This is a genomic window from Rhizobium sp. CB3060, from assembly GCF_025200735.1.
Lineage (GTDB): Bacteria > Pseudomonadota > Alphaproteobacteria > Rhizobiales > Rhizobiaceae > Rhizobium.
In genome coordinates, this window is the sequence record NZ_CP104160.1 from 20,346 (window position 1) to 36,626 (window position 16,281).

At 59.0% G+C, this 16,281-nt stretch carries 8 protein-coding genes; 3 read left to right on the forward strand and 5 right to left on the reverse strand.

Translation table 11 applies throughout. The features are described from left to right. Nucleotides 1-289 precede the first annotated feature (289 nt). Together N2601_RS29695 and N2601_RS29700 are read left to right on the forward strand one after the other, a co-directional pair. Complete coding sequence (locus N2601_RS29695) at nt 290-2,644, forward strand: hypothetical protein (RefSeq protein ID WP_260305575.1); 2,355 nt, start codon at nt 290-292, stop codon at nt 2,642-2,644. After that, entirely contained in the window at nt 2,641-4,308 is a 1,668-nt protein-coding gene (locus N2601_RS29700) for a hypothetical protein (protein ID WP_260305576.1), read from the forward strand. The genes N2601_RS29695 and N2601_RS29700 overlap by 4 nt, the downstream gene beginning before the upstream one ends. 442 nt (nt 4,309-4,750) lie before the next feature. Here the strand turns inward: N2601_RS29700 and N2601_RS29705 are convergent, their stop codons facing one another. From N2601_RS29705 to N2601_RS29715, 3 genes are all read right to left on the reverse strand, one after another. Continuing rightward, nucleotides 4,751-6,139 carry a hypothetical protein gene (locus tag N2601_RS29705; protein WP_260305578.1) on the reverse strand — a complete coding sequence of 463 codons (1,389 nt, stop codon included), beginning with the start codon at nt 6,137-6,139 and terminating at the stop codon, nt 4,751-4,753. 126 nt (nt 6,140-6,265) lie between these two features. Further along, on the reverse strand, nt 6,266-8,026 hold the full coding sequence (locus N2601_RS29710) for a phospholipase D-like domain-containing protein (protein WP_260305579.1): 1,761 nt from the start codon (nt 8,024-8,026) through the stop codon (nt 6,266-6,268). Beyond that, on the reverse strand, nt 8,023-11,451 hold the full coding sequence (locus N2601_RS29715) for a DEAD/DEAH box helicase (protein WP_260305580.1): 3,429 nt from the start codon (nt 11,449-11,451) through the stop codon (nt 8,023-8,025). The genes N2601_RS29710 and N2601_RS29715 overlap by 4 nt, the downstream gene beginning before the upstream one ends. Before the next feature lie 173 nt (nt 11,452-11,624). Here N2601_RS29715 and N2601_RS29720 point away from each other — a divergent pair, with 173 nt between their 5' ends. Further along, on the forward strand, nt 11,625-12,551 hold the full coding sequence (locus N2601_RS29720; protein ID WP_260305581.1) for a hypothetical protein: 927 nt from the start codon (nt 11,625-11,627) through the stop codon (nt 12,549-12,551). Between the two features lie 26 nt (nt 12,552-12,577). Here N2601_RS29720 and N2601_RS29725 read toward each other — a convergent pair whose 3' ends face one another. Together N2601_RS29725 and N2601_RS29730 are read right to left on the reverse strand one after the other, a co-directional pair. After that, nucleotides 12,578-13,204, reverse strand: coding sequence for a hypothetical protein (locus tag N2601_RS29725; protein ID WP_260305582.1), 627 nt, complete (start codon nt 13,202-13,204; stop codon nt 12,578-12,580). Between the two features lie 273 nt (nt 13,205-13,477). Further along, on the reverse strand, nt 13,478-16,207 hold the full coding sequence (locus N2601_RS29730; RefSeq protein ID WP_260305583.1) for a tetratricopeptide repeat protein: 2,730 nt from the start codon (nt 16,205-16,207) through the stop codon (nt 13,478-13,480). Nucleotides 16,208-16,281: the final 74 nt, after the last annotated feature.

A 16,281-nucleotide genomic window follows, 5' to 3' on the forward strand; every position in this document is an offset into this window, starting at 1 on the left:
CCATACCTGACCATGAATAATGTCGGTCAAAATTGCAACTATAAAGTTAGTCCAAGTATTGACCTGCGCCTTCTTCCAGATGATCGTCAATGCTCCCAAAGCTGCCTCGAGCAGAAATCAAACCATGCTTGTTGCAAAGCATTGCCCAACGAGAAGGTTTCCCCTGTTAATTAAACCGTAAGTTACAAGGCCCTACAGTTCGCACCGATGATTTGATCTTAGCCACACGATGTCCCTCGAAATTTCACCCCTCGACATATTGCGGAGCGAGCGCTGGCGTTCCGTTCTGATGACCACGTACTCGTTGAGTCTCTCCTTCCTGGAAGCGGTTCCACTACAGGCGCTTGGCGATGATCGGCGAGACGTCACGATCCTTGCCGACATCGAGGGCTATCGCGCCTCGTTGTCAGAGACAGGGGCGTCGAATGCCGGGGTGGGTTATGATTTGATTCCGGTTTCCATCGATGGAAGCGGCGTGTTCCATCCGAAGGTTACCCTCCTGTCATCGCACCAAGATGAATTGCGTGCGCTGGTAGGCTCGGGAAACCTCACCATGGGTGGGTGGGGGTTCAATACGGAAGTCGCCGAATATCTCAATCCTGAGAGTGACCCTGATGCGTTCACGGATCTTGCTGACTTCCTTCTTTGTCTCGGGGATGCATCTGGACAGGGTCGTGTCCAGTTGGACCCTTCTGCCTTGCCTCCCCTTCAGCAGTTTGCCGATCTCTGTCTCTCGGCCAGCGACGGCAAGAGCGGCGGACCGACGCGTGTGCTCCATTCGGTCAACCGGGCGCTCGCGCCCCAGATCGTCGAGCTCGCAAAGAATTTGGGCGGAGCAAGGACACTCACCGTTCTTTCGCCCTATTTCGGCGGGCCGAAAGCAGTGCTCGATCTGGCGCGCGATCTACACTGCCAGAAAGTGAATGTCTTCGTTCCACCGAAAGTACCCTTCTGGTTCGATTTCGATGGCGCCAAGAGTGCTGGGCTTCATGCACAGCCGGTAATCAGCGATCTGTTCTCAGGTGATAGGCTGCTCCACGCCAAGGCCTTTGACATCGAATGTACAAGGGGGCGGTTGACGATTAGCGGGAGCGCCAACGCGACAATCAACGGTCTGGGACTTGGCAGTGTCGAGGTGGTCGTAGCAAGGGTTTCAGATGGCCCGCCCTGGCTCGGATGGGCCGATTCGGGCTATCCCAAAGGCCTCGTTGGCGAGGGCGGCCAGGAGCCGGGACATACCACTTCGCCATGCCTGATCGCCCGGCTTGATGGCAGCGGGGTCATTGGACACGTTCTCGACGTTGTCAATCCGGCTGGTCTCTGGAACGCCTCGCTCTACGCTCCCGGCAGGTTTGAAACCATCGGCCCTGTCGAGCTCACGGCTGACGGTCGGTTCAATATCGAACGTCGGAAGGTCGATGCAGCCGTCTCGTCCTTGCAGTTGGTGCTAGCGCGCGAAAATGAAACCGTTCGCGGGTGGCTGGTGATGACCGAAATCATTGCTGCGGTGCGGGAGCGTGGCGCGGTTGCCGAAGCCATGGCGCGTGCGGCCGGAGGTGCCGAAAATCCCCGGGACAACGACATAATCGCAGGTTTCTTCACGAAGCATCCCGAGGCCTTCCTTGGTGGCGAAGAGCCGACCACATCCGTCGGCACGTCTGCAAAGCCAGGAGGACAGGAGGAAACCTCCCGTTTGGTCCCTGCAGGAGAGCTTGCTCTTGGTGATGCGTTGAAGCCGGAAAACGATCGTTCTGCGGGAGGTGCGGGCCAGTCGGCATTTCAAAAGCTCATCGCGCGCTTCCGTCAAAGAATTACGGACGCCGGGCCGAGGCAAGGGCAGGGGCACGGACACGAAAACGATGCTGCCGACGGTGGCGATGACGGCCGTGAGGAAAGTGTCTGGTCGAATGCGGAAATCCTGGCCGGCGCGATCCGGTCCTTCATGCGTAAGATAGATGAATCGCCGGATGGACAAACAAAACGTGAGAACATCCTATCGGTCCTCGATTTCATCCTGTATGGCGCAGATAATGTCGAAGAGCCTGAGCAATTCCTGAAAACGCATCTGCCGGCGTGGCGCAACCTGGCAAAGCGAGCGGGGCCGCCAAGAAGTGGGCTTGATGTGCTTGATCGATGCTATGTCGTGGCGACGGTTGCTCCCGGCATTCGGTCGCCGGAAAAAAGCTCGGAGACGCACAAGGCGTTGGAGATCTGGTTTCGCGGCGGCTTGACCCGCCAGCATCGAAATCTTCTCGAAAAACCACCAACGGGCTACCGCGAAAGCCAGATCTGCCCTGATGTCAATTCCTGGGAGTGGACGCTTGGCGTCACGGGCTTACTTGCCGCCGAAACCTCTTGGCAGCGCAATCGCAACCTGATTGCGGCCTTGAATGGGAATGGCCCCATGCCAGACCTTTCGAGGGTCGCAACCCGTGTCGAGATCGATACGTTTGAGAAAATCCGCAATCGGCGCAAACAGCGCGAAACCGTTTCCTTGCGACGAGATTGGAAACATTGCCCGGCCTGTAACATGAAGCTTGCTGCCGTGGAGATAGGTCGCCTTCGCAAGGGCGGCATCGCGAGCTGTCAGGGCCTGAGATGCTCTGCAATCATCGTCGACGTCGAGCCCGAGGATTTTCAATGAATCAACAGCTCCAAGCAGTCGACCTCGAGTTTGCGACAGCGCCGGGCGCGCGGCTCGTGACTAAGCTTGCCCTGAAAGATGGCGGCGTCGATCCGCTTGGCCTTCGTCAGATCAATCTCGATCTCATGGACAGGGCGATCCCGGGGATCAATAACACCACGGTGTTCATCCGTCCCTATGCGTTCATGGCCTGGGCGTGGTGGAAGACCAATGAACTGCTGTCGAAGGGGGGCAAGCAGGATATCGATGCAGCAGCGGCGAAAAACTTTGTCATGCGCCTCGAGGTCATCTACGCATGGTCGCATATGCTGAATGGCGGACGCGATCTGCCTGGGATGGCGGTATTGAGAAGCTGCCTGCCGTTGGAGGGTGGGCGACCGTTCACGTTTAAAGGCGCCGATTGGGAAACAGTCAAGAAGAAGCGCCAGGCTTCGACGTCGATCATGGATGCCATCCAGTACGGTCCATCCATAAAGGCCCTTGGCTTTCTTGAACAGACTTCGGTGACCGGAGTCTTCCGGCCGACTGAGCAGGCGATGCCTGCTGTCAGGGCGATTGATGCAATCGTTGCAGGCTCCACCATGCGCCTCATGGTCGATCCCAAGGTGGAAACCTTCCGTCCCGAGGAAGTGAAGCAACTGAACGCCGACCTCCCACCATCCGAGCCAACGGGCGAGGAACGGGACGTCTTTCGAAAGTTGTTCGAACCGGGACGGGAAACCGGCCGAAAAGATTTCACAAGGCGACATGAGACGCTGGCACTCGTCCTCGAAGCCATCGACGCATCCCCCAGTGGCTTGACGGTTCCGGAACTGCGAGGCGTCCTGGCATCGGGCGTACTGCCGAGCGGTCGCCGCCTGTTGCGCGCCGGTTCGAACGAGACGGGGCTGCAGACAACCTGGCTGCTGATGTCTTCCTTGCAGGTAAGGCAATTGCAGCGGCTGGCACTTGAGAGCATGCTTGTCTGGATCGAGGTGATGATCAAGACGAACGGAGGATCGGCATCCACTGACGCCCTCGTTGCGATGGCGCTCAGCCAAGCCGTGGTTTTCGATTCAGATCTGGCCGGCCCGACGGTTGGCGACGTACTCGCCGCAATGTCGCAGCGGAGTGGAGACCACGGCTGGCCCGTCGCCGCGGCCAAGGGGCAGACGGACTTTGTAGCCTTGAGCGACCGGCTTAGCCTCGCGCAACGAGGTGGACCCGGCAGCTATGAGGCCATCCCCGGACTTTGCTTGACGGCGCTTGCCTACGTCCAGGCGATGTATACGGCCTTGAAACTCCAGGGTGCAGACGATGGCAGGCTTGGCGAACTGGGAGGAAGGTCAGATCGTTTCCCGACTTCCCTCCAGCACAGAAGGCTTCTGTCCCTGCAGGACGCAACGGTCGACACGTTATGGCGAGAGCTGATCGAGACATGGGTGATCGGGCAGCATGTGCGATGGTCGGTCGCGCGCAACGGTGACGGCACGCAGCGCCTGAGGCTTGCACTCGGCGACAGTGGATGGCTCAGGGTTCATAAGAGGTTGAGCGGTCCGTTCGGGCCTACACCCGACAGATTGTTGTCAGCCTTATCGCTTGCGGCGCAGAGCGGCATGGTAAATCGTAAAGATACGAGCGTGGAGGTTCGATTCCTGAAAGGTCGTGCTGGAGACGCGAGGTAAAGGTCTTGCGGATTTGCTCAGGAGGCAGGGGTGCAAGTTCAGCGAGAGGGGCATTGCACCGCTTGCCCTCGATCAGTGGTTCAAGCCTCGCATCGACCTGCCGCAATACCTTCTGGTCGGATCCGATCAGTTCCAGAAGTTAGCGGTTGATAAACCGGTGAAGGTCGGTCGAAAGCCGCCAGGCGGCCTCTTCTCCAAGACAGGACAGGTTTTCTACATAGCTGCGAGTGCGAATCTCAACCGTGTGCCAGAGCAGCGCCCTATTCATGCTTACGGCGATGATATCCAGGCAAGGCGGTCGACCGTCTGTCGGATTGCAGCTCGACAGACGACGATGTCGTCTTTGCGAGCCGCAATTTCCACGACCCGAGGGGAAACAGTCGGGCTAGGAGGCCGGGCCGATAGGTGCTGTATCGGTCAAAAATCACAGAACGCCATCGCTCTAATTCTCACCCGGCAGCCACATGCAATCTGCCCATTGATCTTCGTGGCGATCGGAGAAATCCCTCATCGCGGGTCCGTTCGCGCGCGGTGACTGGCAGGCCTTGGCGCAGGTGGAGACGACGTCGCGGTAAAGCGCTGGATCAACACGTCGGATGCCGTCGAAGTTCAACAGCACGTCATCCAGCCGGTCGGCGATCTGGTCTCCGCGGGCAACCATGAGAATGGACGGCGGCCGGCTGTGAGGATTGATCATCACATATCGCCAGCTCGGATCGGCCTGTCCCTTTGACGGGACAAGTTCGAACGGCCAAGCGTCGCCGCCGCCGGTCATGTCTGTATAGACATCCTCAAGCGCGTTGGCCTTGTTGGCCACGAGAACACAAGGGCCTCTTGCTGCATAACAGCCGAGATGCTCATCAAACTCGACGCCAAGCATGTCGAGGAGGCTATAACGCCTCGACTGGTCGAGGCTTGATTTCTCGTCGAGAAACCATTGCAGCGCTTTCAGCGGCGTGCCGATCGACTGAGCGATCTCCTTGGCTGGGTTTGGCCAACAGGCGATGACGTTGCCGGCAATTTCCGGCGCATTGTCATAGCCGTTGTCGCTGTCATCCTCTTCTTCGTCGATCTCGTCGAGCGGTTCCTGCCCGGTGAGCAGCCATGTTCTGCGCTCAACCCCGCTGTCGCTGAAGTAGCGCTCCCGATCAGGAGGAAGCGAGGTTTCCCAAGAGGTGAGCCACGGCCCTGCCTTCCAGCCACCATGCGTCACGGAGGATGGATCGGGGTCGCGGATTGGCAAGGCAAGCCAAGCCTCTATGCGATCTTCGAGCTCGCGGTCGCCGAGGTCGCGCCGCCGGTCTCTTGCTCTCCAGATATGGTCGGCCAAAGCATCGGCCGAAAATGCCGCGATCGCCTGATCAGCCGGCATGCTCTGCGATATGCTTCTGCTTGAGAGCCACCGGCTTTTCTCCTGGGCCGAGCGGAGCGAGGCAGGGAGGGACTTTTCACGCGGGCCCGCAATCTCAAGCACGACTCCGATCTTTGCGAGATCCGTTTCGAGCGCGGGGTCTGATTGTGCGAGATGCCGGCTGACCATCAGAACATCCGGCTGGCCTCGCAGACCCTCACCCTGCGACCAGGCCGATAACAAGATCTGGCGAAGCGGCTGTGGGCTATCATGCGATGAGAATGTCATCCAGCGGATCGGCAGGCCGGCAACGGTTAGACCATACAGTAGAATCGGGTTCAGACCATACTGACGGGCATCGCTAGTTCGGATCGGATCGCGAACGGAAACGATACCGTATTTCGGGTGTTGAAAGAGGAACTTGGCTGTCGCTACGTAGAAATGGTGCCGCCTTTGCATAATGTTGTCCGCGTCCGGCATGAATATCTCGAAACTCAAATCACTCTGAAAGCTATACGATCAAGCGCTTTGAGACCAAAGCGCTTTTCTCAATCCTGGTGCGAAAAGGAAAATCGGATTGCACGTTCGACATTCCACTCATCCCGTCTACGCATCCTTCGCTGCCCGCGTATTCTCGGCGTCGAATTTCTCCAGCAGCAGCGTGGCGAGACCGGTGCCTTCAAGATAGAGGCCGATCTCATCCATTGGGTTGTCCAGAGTTGCGGACTGGGATCCCCAGTTCAAGCTGCTGACGACGATATGATCGTCGTCCCATGCAAGGAACTTCGCGTGCAACTGAGGCTCCGGGATGCCGAAAATCCCGACAGCACCCTTCAGCCGGTCTCGATGTTCACTGACATGGCCACGCTTCACCGGGCCGCCGCGCCTGGAATAATAGATCGACACTTCGTCCAGCCGTTGGCTCGCGACTTCAGCTGGATCAAAAAGGGCAGGGACCATGTTTGCGCCGACGCGGTTGGTGCAGCAGATGAACCGGGTCTTTGCGTCATGGGCGGCGACCCGCAACAGACGGTTATGGTCCGACGCGTGCAGGATCCGCATCGCGGCCCGGACGGAGCCCGGCGCTGCGGTGGCGGCAGACAGGCGACTGCGGTTGCGCCTCAGTTCCGCTGCCATGAATTGAAGCGCCTCGATCGACTGGCCCGCGCTGGAAATCTTGGCAATGATCGATTGCAGCACGTCCATTGCCGCGCCGGCAGCGTTGGCTTCGGTGAGCTCGACCGAGACTTCGACGGCACTAAAGGGCGACGACAGCCAGTTGCACGATCCCATCGAGACGACTACGCCACCTTGCCCGTCATCGGCGACGAGGAATTTCGCATGGCTTTCAACCGAATCGCGATGGGCAAGAACATAGCCACGCGTGCGCCGGATACCGGAAAGCCGCTCGCTCAATTCATGCATGGCGGCGGCGTGTTTGGGAGCGTCGATCGACGTACCGAAGAACAGGTGGCACTTGACGCCGCGACGGCAGGCGTCATCGAGAGCCTGCCACATCCCATCCCGGTTTTCTTTGCATCGATCGTCGTTCTGCGACGCCACGAAGGTCGAGAGAATGAAAATATGCGATTTTGCTGCTTTGACAATCTGCTCGAAGCGCTCCAGCTGTTGGCGTGCTCCAACGATAATCTGATCGGCGTTGATGTCCGTCGAGATCGCCGGCGGCTCGTCGACGGCCGGCGGAGCGGTGACCGGCAATCTGCCGGTCTTGATGGTTGATTTGAGCGCTTCGATCAGCTTTTCGCTCGCGCCGGGCGGGATCGCACCGTCTCTCACGTCATTGAGATCGAGCACCAGGAATTTGCGCTCGAGATAGGAGCTATTGGCCTGTATCCCGCGCAGCCATTCGCCTGGCCGCAGCATGCCCGACATGAATTGGGTAACGCGCTGCATCATCGAGTAGTCGGTTTCCAAGGGCTCACCAACCGGGAAGGCAATGATCTTGCCGGATTTGGGAAGCTTGGTCATCGGGATCGTGTCGACGTCGCGATTGCGAAAGACGGATTCTCCCACCTTTTCATAGACCACGCTGATGCCGATCTCCCGGTCGGCAGAGCGTTCGGGGAGTGCGCGGCTGCCCCGGATGAATTCGCGCCCGACAAGGTTGGTGGACAGCATCGGGCGCGGAGACATGCGAACTTCGATCAAGCCGAATTGCATCAAGCGTGCCACGGTCGAAGCTGCAACCTGACGAGGGATATGAAGTGCCGATGCCAGGTCATCGATCGTGCCAGGTGTAGCATCCAGTGTCAGCAGCACCATTTCTTCGATCGGGCTCCAGCCCCACACGCGCTGGACGAGGCCGGGGGCCTTATAGTGCCAGGCAGGAATATAGATCTTGCTCACGGCGTCAGCCTCCCGTTTTCGTCTACGGATACGACGGTGACGCCCATCCCCACTTGCGGGAAGTCCGTCTTTTCCAGCTGGGAGATCTCGTCCAACATCTGCGTCAGAAACCGAAACTCCTCCTTCACACCATCAGGATCGATGCCGCTGACAGCGTTCTTGATGAACCTCCTGCTTGTCGCAAGGATGAGCTTTTGCCTAGCGCGGCTAAGAAGAACGTTCATGCGCTGGGGGTTCTTGATAAACCCGAGCGCGCGCGTGCCGACGTGGATGCTGTTGCGAACGAGGCTTGCCAGAACAACGTCCGCCTCGCCTCCCTGGAAACTGTCGCTGGTATAGACGAACTTGCCATTGCCCCGGGGACTGGAAAAGCCGAACAGCGTGTCGGCCTCGACATTGATAAAGGGTCTGAGCTTGCGCTCCAGGTGGTTCACCTGGGCCAAATAGGGCGACAGGACAACCAGCGTCGGGCGTCGGCCATCCTTGCCGGGGATCGGCTTGAGATCCTTCATGGCGTCGATGAGCGCGGTGGCCTCGACCTCGTTCTTGTAGGATTTCTTCACCTTCTGCTCAAAGGCCTTGCGCCGCGCAACGCTTAACGACGGCAGGTCGAGAAGAACGATCGGCGAAGCCGGCAGGCCGTTGGCGACGCCGACCTTCTGTTCGCGCGCGCTCACGCGCTCCGAGGAGACCAGCTTCTTCTTGTAGAAGGTATTCGAGACCAGTTCACAGATCGCCGGATGCATGCGGCTCTGCTCAAGGAGCGTGGTTGAAATCGAGCTTGGCCGCCGCGTTGCTGCCTCCCGCTCATCCTCGCGCTCGGCGATGGTGCGGAACGGTTCCTCAAGACGGGCCGCCGCCGCCAGCACGTCGCCCAGCAAGAACGAATCGGACTTCAGCATGCCAAGAGCCTCGTCCACCTCCGGCGGCAAGTCCGAAATGGCTGAGAGCTTTTCCTGTGCATCGACCAGCAGTTCTGTCGCAGTGGCGGGATCGTAAAATCGCTGTCGTTCGACGGTGTCGAACGGCGACAACTGCTTATGGTCTCCGATCATCACCCGCCGGTTGCCCAGGAGCAGGGCACCGATCAGTTCGGCGCCATTGGCACGGGCGGCTTCCTCGATGAACACCCAGTCGAACTGCTCGCCGTCGGCGATCATCTCCTCGATCGTGTTCGACGAGGCTGTCGCCAGGGTCACATCGGCTGAGCGCAGCATCAGATTGTCGGTATCGCGCAAGACACGCTCTGCCAATGACCGTTCGGCATTGTCGACGGGCCTCAGCGTCTGCGCGATCTGGCGATTTTGGTTCTGCGTGATCGCCGACCGGTCGCCTGCCGATTGCGAGGCCGTTTGAAGCAGGCTGACCGAGCTCTGCCGCAAGGTGCTGTCTTCGACGCCGACCTGCGATTTCTCCACCCGCACGATGATCGATGCATGTCCCGCAAGGCTTTTGGTAAGCTCATCCTCCATATGCAAAAGGGTCTCGTGGTTCTGCGCGGAAACGAGGATCCTTGCATCCGGCGTCCCCGTGATGATGCTCTTCACGAGATTGGAGATCAGATAGGTCTTGCCGACACCCGGTGGACCGACGATGACGTTGATCGATCGCCCGGCCACGATACTTTGCCAGGCCGCAAGCTTGGAGGGATCCATGTCTGCAACCGGCGAACCGGGCACCGCGATTTCCCGCAGGACGTCATCCAGGGCAACCTGCGCCGGATCGTCCAGGGCTCTGAGAAGCTCCAGATTTTGCCGCGCCGCGACGATATTGAGCAAGCGGCGGCGAATGGCCCGTTCCGTGCCGGTATCCCGTTTGGGACGCAGGAAAAGCCGCTCGCCCTGTATGGGCAGGCGATTGGCCGTGAATGTCAGGGTTAGCTCGCCGTCGGCTAGCGTGCTTTCCTCGAAGCTAAGTTCAGGGCTTCGCTCGCGACTGAAAACCAGATCGTCGCTCGCCGAAAGCGTCCAATTGGGCTTGCCGTCGTCATAGCGCATCTCCTTTTGCAGTGCGACGAGCGCCTTCTTCAGGCCAAGCCGCTCCCGACGATCGTCGCGCTCGGGATCAGGACGGAGGAGCACGCTCACGAGATCCTTTTCGTCAGTATCGATCGAGGTGATGACCTGAACAGGATAGACGCGGAATTGCTCCCGCAGCAGAGTGAAGGCTTCCAGAAGGAGCAGCGCGTACCAGGTGGGCAAATCGTCCCGGCGCAGCGCATCTTCAGGGTCGCTGAACAGGTCCTTCCAGAGTTTTGCGCCATGTCCGAGTTTGCGCACCCGCTCGTCAGCACCTCCGCGGTGTCGCGATAGCTGCAGGCGATGAAGGATCTCGACGGCGCCGTCCAGCCAATCGCTTGCCTGCCTCTTTTGAGCGTTCTCGATCGTGGCCGTAAAATCGCTCTGCAGTTTGAGATCGTAGATCGCGACGTCTGTTATGAGCCTGATCTTGTCCTGTCCGGCCCATTTTGCCCGGATAGCAGGATTGAGTAGATCATCCTCGACGAACCTCAAAACCTCATCCATCTCGCTTGCCTGGATGGCGCCGGATGTCAGGGAGGGGAAGTCTCTCTGGGCAACGCCATGCGCCGGGTAGAGGACAAGCTCTCCTTCCGCGCTCGTGCCCGCGCGACCGATCTCGGTGATGACCTCGTCCAACTCGCGAACTACAACGCTTCCATCGAAAAGCTGAAACCGTGGCGGGTCACCCATCCGGTCCAGTATTTTGCGCTCGATTGCCAGGAGAGCAGGTCCTTCGGCATCGTCAAGGCCGAGGATCGATCTGGCGGTGCGGGCAAGGTCTATCCAGTCCTGCCTGAACGATATGGCAGTCGAGGGATCGAAAAGGTGGTCGTTGGCGCCGAGCGCGCCGTCGGAAATATGGATACAGGCTTCGAAACCACCCAGCCGATAACCCTCGACATCGTCGCTTGCGGCGAAGATCGTCTGCTCGGAAACGGATCCATGGACGATGCCGGCCTCGTGGATGAGCCGCAAGCCGTCTGCGATCCGCCTGATGTTTCGCCAGAACACGCCTCGCCCCGCGCTCGTCAGGAAGCGGCTTTTGCGCGCCCGCGTCCGATGCGACGAGCCAGAGACCGGGCTGCCGGGATCAAGCATGACGATCGCGATTTCGTCCGCGTCTTCGGCGACGTCGATCACCTGGACAAGGACCTCGCGCGCCAGTTTCGAGGTCAGAACGCGGCGGATCCGTCTCTGGGCTCGCGCGATGATGCCCATCAGGTCATCGTCGAGAGCGGTCTTCGTCTTGGCAAACAGGCGAAGAAGATACCGCTCGCCGTCCTCGATCCCGATCGCGGGGCGAAGGTGCGAATTCCAGCGGTCCGATCGACCGCGAAATGAATCTTCCGCAAACCGAAACCTGCTTGCGAGCGGCAATTTGCCTACATTAGTATTGCGAGCCATTCGTGCCATCTAAGCTGGTGCAATTCATAGAATCATCTCAAAAATAGTAGATTCGCTCGCGCTCTAATTTCAAGCATAGGAAAAGAGCGACGCACGGTATTCGCGTCAATAGTGTAGGCGCATAGTGGGTATGAATCTTAACCGCTGAGGCGCAGCTTGAGGGCTGAAGAGACATGGCATCACCATTTGATTCAATTCCAAACGTTGTTATCGACTATGTACGTGCGGTGTTCGGCGCAGCAAATGACAAAGTCTCGACCACTATGTCGGCACACCCCTCGATGCACGAGGAGTCTCTGGATCATATTCTGATCATGGAGCTCACCGCATCGGCACCTGCATTCTTTGCCCAGGAACAGGTAGGCGTTTCGTTAGAATCTCACTGGCTTGGGGCGCGATGGATGCACGATCGTTGGGAGGTCGCCGATATCGCATTCTTCGTTCTGTTGCGCCGGCGCGGGCACTTAATCGCCCGCAAAGTCGCACTGCTCCAAACTAAACGGCTTTACTCCCGCGAAATCGCAGTCGTTCCGGTCGATGAATCGGATTATCGGATCGGCATCGGCCGACTTGCCGATCGGACCGACCAATCGGTGCCTATTTCGAGTCAGCGCATTTTCGGGTTCGACACTACATCCGTTTATCAGGCTACGCAGGCGGGTCACCGACAGATCGATCACATCGATGAGTATTTTCATCTTCGCGGAATTCCGGTCTATTACGGATTTTACAATCCGCTGACCCTCCCGTTTCAAACCAACTATCCGGTGTTGAACGGGCAGCTTCCGGTGTGTTCGAACGAGATCGGTTTTCGGGTTATGCCCTCCGAACATGTCCATGCCGTTATGCGGAATCTGGACGAAGGGCGCTCGCCATCTGTCGATGACATCGCGGCGATCGCACCGCTGGATCCTGCCGATGCGCTTTCGACACTGGGATGGCGACTGGAACGATTTATCGCAGACGAGGTGCTGCGATGTAGGCAAGGTCGAATGTTCGAGGACCTGACGGACCCCAACCTGCGTCGCCTTTTGTATGAACGCTCTGCCCCGATTGCTGCGGCGATTACGATTACCATCGATCTTGGCGAGGGGGGCTGAGACCGAACTGTGATGATTTTCGTGACCTAGAACGGCGGCTCGGTTACAGCCATTGGTAATGGATCGACCCGTCCCCAGAACCGCAGGCCGGCATGAATATAGCGCTGCACATCACGCGTACGGACGCGGATTTGTTCACTGTCGGGCGACGGCCCGGCATTGATGTCGACATATTCGCTTGGGTCATATACCCAAAGTTCCGGCGCGATCGTGCGCAAGCTCTTGCTGGTACGCCCATCGCCGTGGCGGACCACATTTGCGACGAGGACGGCTTCCACCAAGTCTTTCCGCACATCGTCTCGACTGCCATCCACCTCTCCGGCTTCAAGGCACCGGTCCAGCAGTTTGGCGAAATCGCCTTCATAAACGGTGCGCGGATTCGGCGGCGAGAACAGATGTAACGCCCAGTGACGCAGCTGGCGTTCGAACAGGCCGGCGAACGCCAAGACAAACGCTTTGGTGGCCTCATTGTGCGTGTGGGCATCGACTTGGGCCGCTGCGCGATCGAGGTTCTCGCTCATCGAGTTAGATGCGGTGATTTCTTGCAGCGTAGGCTCTGGCAGATTTTCCAGCACCGGTGCGATGACGCGCTGATACAAACGGTGGAGATTAATTTGAAAGATGCGGGGGAGTTGGTTCTCCAAGTCATTCATTCAATCCAAACTCCGCTCCCTTTTGGCGGCAAGCTGCTGATAATTGGAATTTTGCGACGCCCCAATATGCGCTTGTGAACCCATCGACATTTACAATGACAGGGTCGGCGGTTCAAATCCTTTCACATCAACTGATCTGATTTCGCAGGGTGTGGTCTGCAGTTCAAAGAAACATCGAAGCGAAGTGCGGGTTCCGGCGTCATTGCGCCTTCATTCCCGTCACTCACGCGGACTCGGCGAATACCGAAAGCGGACCTTCTGGTTTTGTAGGCTCTACGATCGAAATGGAGGTGAGAAGTTGCCGACGCGCAGATCGTCGAGCTTGCGTTGCAGGCGTAGGCGCTCGTTTTCCTTCTGGCTCGCGGCAACGGCAGCTTCCAGATCCATCACAGCGTCCTCCTCGCCAAGCGCGCTGCGGATATCGTGACGCAACTCAAGGAACTCGCTCCTAAAACGCTCGGCGCCGAGCTTGGCCAAAGCGCGGTTGACCCATTTTAAGGCGCCGTCGGCATCGCCCTGACCAAGACGGCATCGCGCCATCAGTCGTTCCAGCCATTCAGTGTCGAGGCTCGTCTGCTGGCGAAGGATAGTCTCGGCGTCCTCCGGCTTTCCCATGTCGATCAACAGCTCGGCATGGCGCTGGTGATGAAACTGCATAGGTTTTACGATGGCAAGGTAGTGAGCGCGCGCCTTCTCCCTCAGTTCGACAGCCGATGCCGGCGACAGACGGGCGGCCTCGCAGAAGATCTCGGCGCGGGCTGCCCGTTCTCGATCAGACTGCAGCCTTTCCAATTCCACTTCGGGCAAGCCATCGAAGATCGACCGAAACAACTCTGGCCGCTCTAGGGAGATATACCTGCCTAGAGCGGCGAAGGCGTCGAATGCGTGTTGCGCGCCGGCATTGGCGGCCGATACAATCGTCTGCTCGATCGAGGCGGCATGGCGGTCGATGAGTGCCGCACGCCACCGGCCGGAGCCGGACGGGAGGCGCTCAATTACCCCGAGGAGCACGGAATAGGTCAAGCCGTCGGTGTTGGCGCCTGGTCCGAGCATCTCGTCCACCAGCTGGGTGGCCCTCGTCTCCTTCTCGGCTTGTCCCTTGTAGAGATCGACCAGTTGGAGCCGGGCTTCGTGCAGCGGGACCGGGCCGCTAAGCACTTGTTCGAAAAGATCGGCGGCAGCCGAGCTATCGCCCAGGCGTTTCAGGGCTTTGCCCTTGTGATGCAGCAGCTCTGCGATCTCACGCAGCGTCAGGCTTGGAAGCTCAAGCATCTTGTCGAAAGCGGCCAGACGTTCCCGCAGCCTGTCCTGGGCAGCGGGGTCGTGCCGCTCCTTGTCGTAGAGAAAGAGCTGCTCGATGGATTCAATCACCATGTTGATCTCGAGCGGTCCTGGTTTGCGCCCAGCCATCCGTCGCACAATTTCCAAAGGTTCTCCGACCAGCTCTGGCCTGGTCTCGAGAGCGTCCCACGTAGTAAGTAGCGCGAAGAGGAAACTGGGTGGCGTCCCGCCGCGTGCGACCATATCCTCGAGCTTGGGCAGGAGGACGCGAGCATTGCGCCAAAGATCTAAGCCTTCGCCACGGGAGGCTTCGACAAGATAAGTGTCCAGCAGATGCTCCAGTTCGACGGAGCGCTCGTTAGTGCACCAACTTCCGTCGAGGGAGGCGTGGACTACGTCGTGCAGGCGGACAGCCCTGTTGCGATCCGGGGCCGTGAGGCTGTTCCCCTTCAACTTTCGAATGCCCAGCGGCTTGATCGCGAAACTGAGGAAATCCTCGTCGCAAACAGGAAGGCCCGACCACGCGAACACCGATAATTCCTTGGTCAGCGATGGCCGCAACCGCTCGAGAAGGACATCGGTTAATCGCCGCCCACCGACTTCCATATCGCCGATGACCTCGCAATCTTCGAGGATGTCCTCCCACGTCGCTCCCTCGTTCACCGCAGCGAGGATGAGCGAAAGCGTCAGCGGATGCCCTTTCACCGTTCCCCAGATCTTGTCGAAAACCGCCTCCGGGCACTTCACTGGGGCAAGCCCTAGAAGCGCCGAGGACTGTAGTCGATCCAGCATGGGCAGGTCGAACGATTGCGCGTCGGTCGAGCGTTGGGTCAAAAGTACGTGGGTGCCCTTGCCGCAAATTCTCTCCAACGCCGTCATGTCCAGATTTGCCGGGGCGTCATCGATCACCAGCAAGCAGCGCAACGTTTGCATCAATCCAACGACGTTGCGGCTTTCGCCCGCGCGCAAGAGTGGGACCGCTTGCAGATCATCCACTCTGCGAAGCTCGTCGCCGTCTAGCCAGATGCGGACTTCGTAATCGTCCTGATGCCGATGAGCGAATGCCTGAACGGTCGCGGTCTTCCCAACACCGCCCACTCCGCCGATGGCCAAAACAGGTTTCTGTCTCAGTCGCTCAGCGATCGCCATGTCGATATCGTCTCGAGGCAACCAGCTCGACAGTGGCTCTGGCACCATTCGGCTCGCCGCTTCCTCCTCCCGAATCCGCTCCAGATCCGGAAGGTATGGAGAGAGCCTGCGGACCACCGCATCGCTCAGAATTAGATGGTCGACCAACTGCGTCGCGATTTCCACCGCGCCCCAAAGATAGAGGGTTTTGCCTTCCATCTCGGGCAGGTCGAGCATCGCACGTCCGAATTCCTGAGCGACCTGCGGTCGGCTCGGCTGCCCGGATAGGAGAAATATCTTTTCGGCAGTGGGCGCTCCGGCCAGAGCGTGGGCGAGGTCGCCGCGCGCCTTATCCATGTCCCCGCTGAAATAGTCCTTGCGGTCGGAGTACTCGACCGCGACTTTCCCGTCACCGTTCGTCGTATCTACGACGCCTGCGACAGGATAGCCGAGCAAGTTCAGTCCTCGGTGGTCCAAGGGCAGCTCGAGCAGGGCCTGGACGAACAAGCCGCCGAATCTCTCGAAATCGGTGGCTATGTAGCCTATCCCGTTCGCCAGCCGGCTGATAAGTGCGATTCGGCGCTTCGGATTCATTCAGTTCCTCAGATGAAGGTCGGCCGCGGTCGGTTGGGCGGAGGAGGCGTCGCGTCAGGAGTTGGGAAGGTGTA

Excerpts from the sequence above, each read along its gene's own strand:
- N2601_RS29695 (WP_260305575.1), top strand. The coding sequence starts at position 290 with ATGACCACGTACTCGTTGAGTCTCTCCTTCCTGGAAGCGGTTCCACTA.
- N2601_RS29730 (WP_260305583.1), bottom strand. The coding sequence starts at position 16,207 with ATGAATCCGAAGCGCCGAATCGCACTTATCAGCCGGCTGGCGAACGGG.
- N2601_RS29715 (WP_260305580.1), bottom strand. The coding sequence starts at position 11,451 with ATGGCTCGCAATACTAATGTAGGCAAATTGCCGCTCGCAAGCAGGTTT.
- N2601_RS29700 (WP_260305576.1), top strand. The coding sequence starts at position 2,641 with ATGAATCAACAGCTCCAAGCAGTCGACCTCGAGTTTGCGACAGCGCCG.
- N2601_RS29720 (WP_260305581.1), top strand. The coding sequence starts at position 11,625 with ATGGCATCACCATTTGATTCAATTCCAAACGTTGTTATCGACTATGTA.
- N2601_RS29705 (WP_260305578.1), bottom strand. The coding sequence starts at position 6,139 with ATGCCGGACGCGGACAACATTATGCAAAGGCGGCACCATTTCTACGTA.
- N2601_RS29725 (WP_260305582.1), bottom strand. The coding sequence starts at position 13,204 with ATGAATGACTTGGAGAACCAACTCCCCCGCATCTTTCAAATTAATCTC.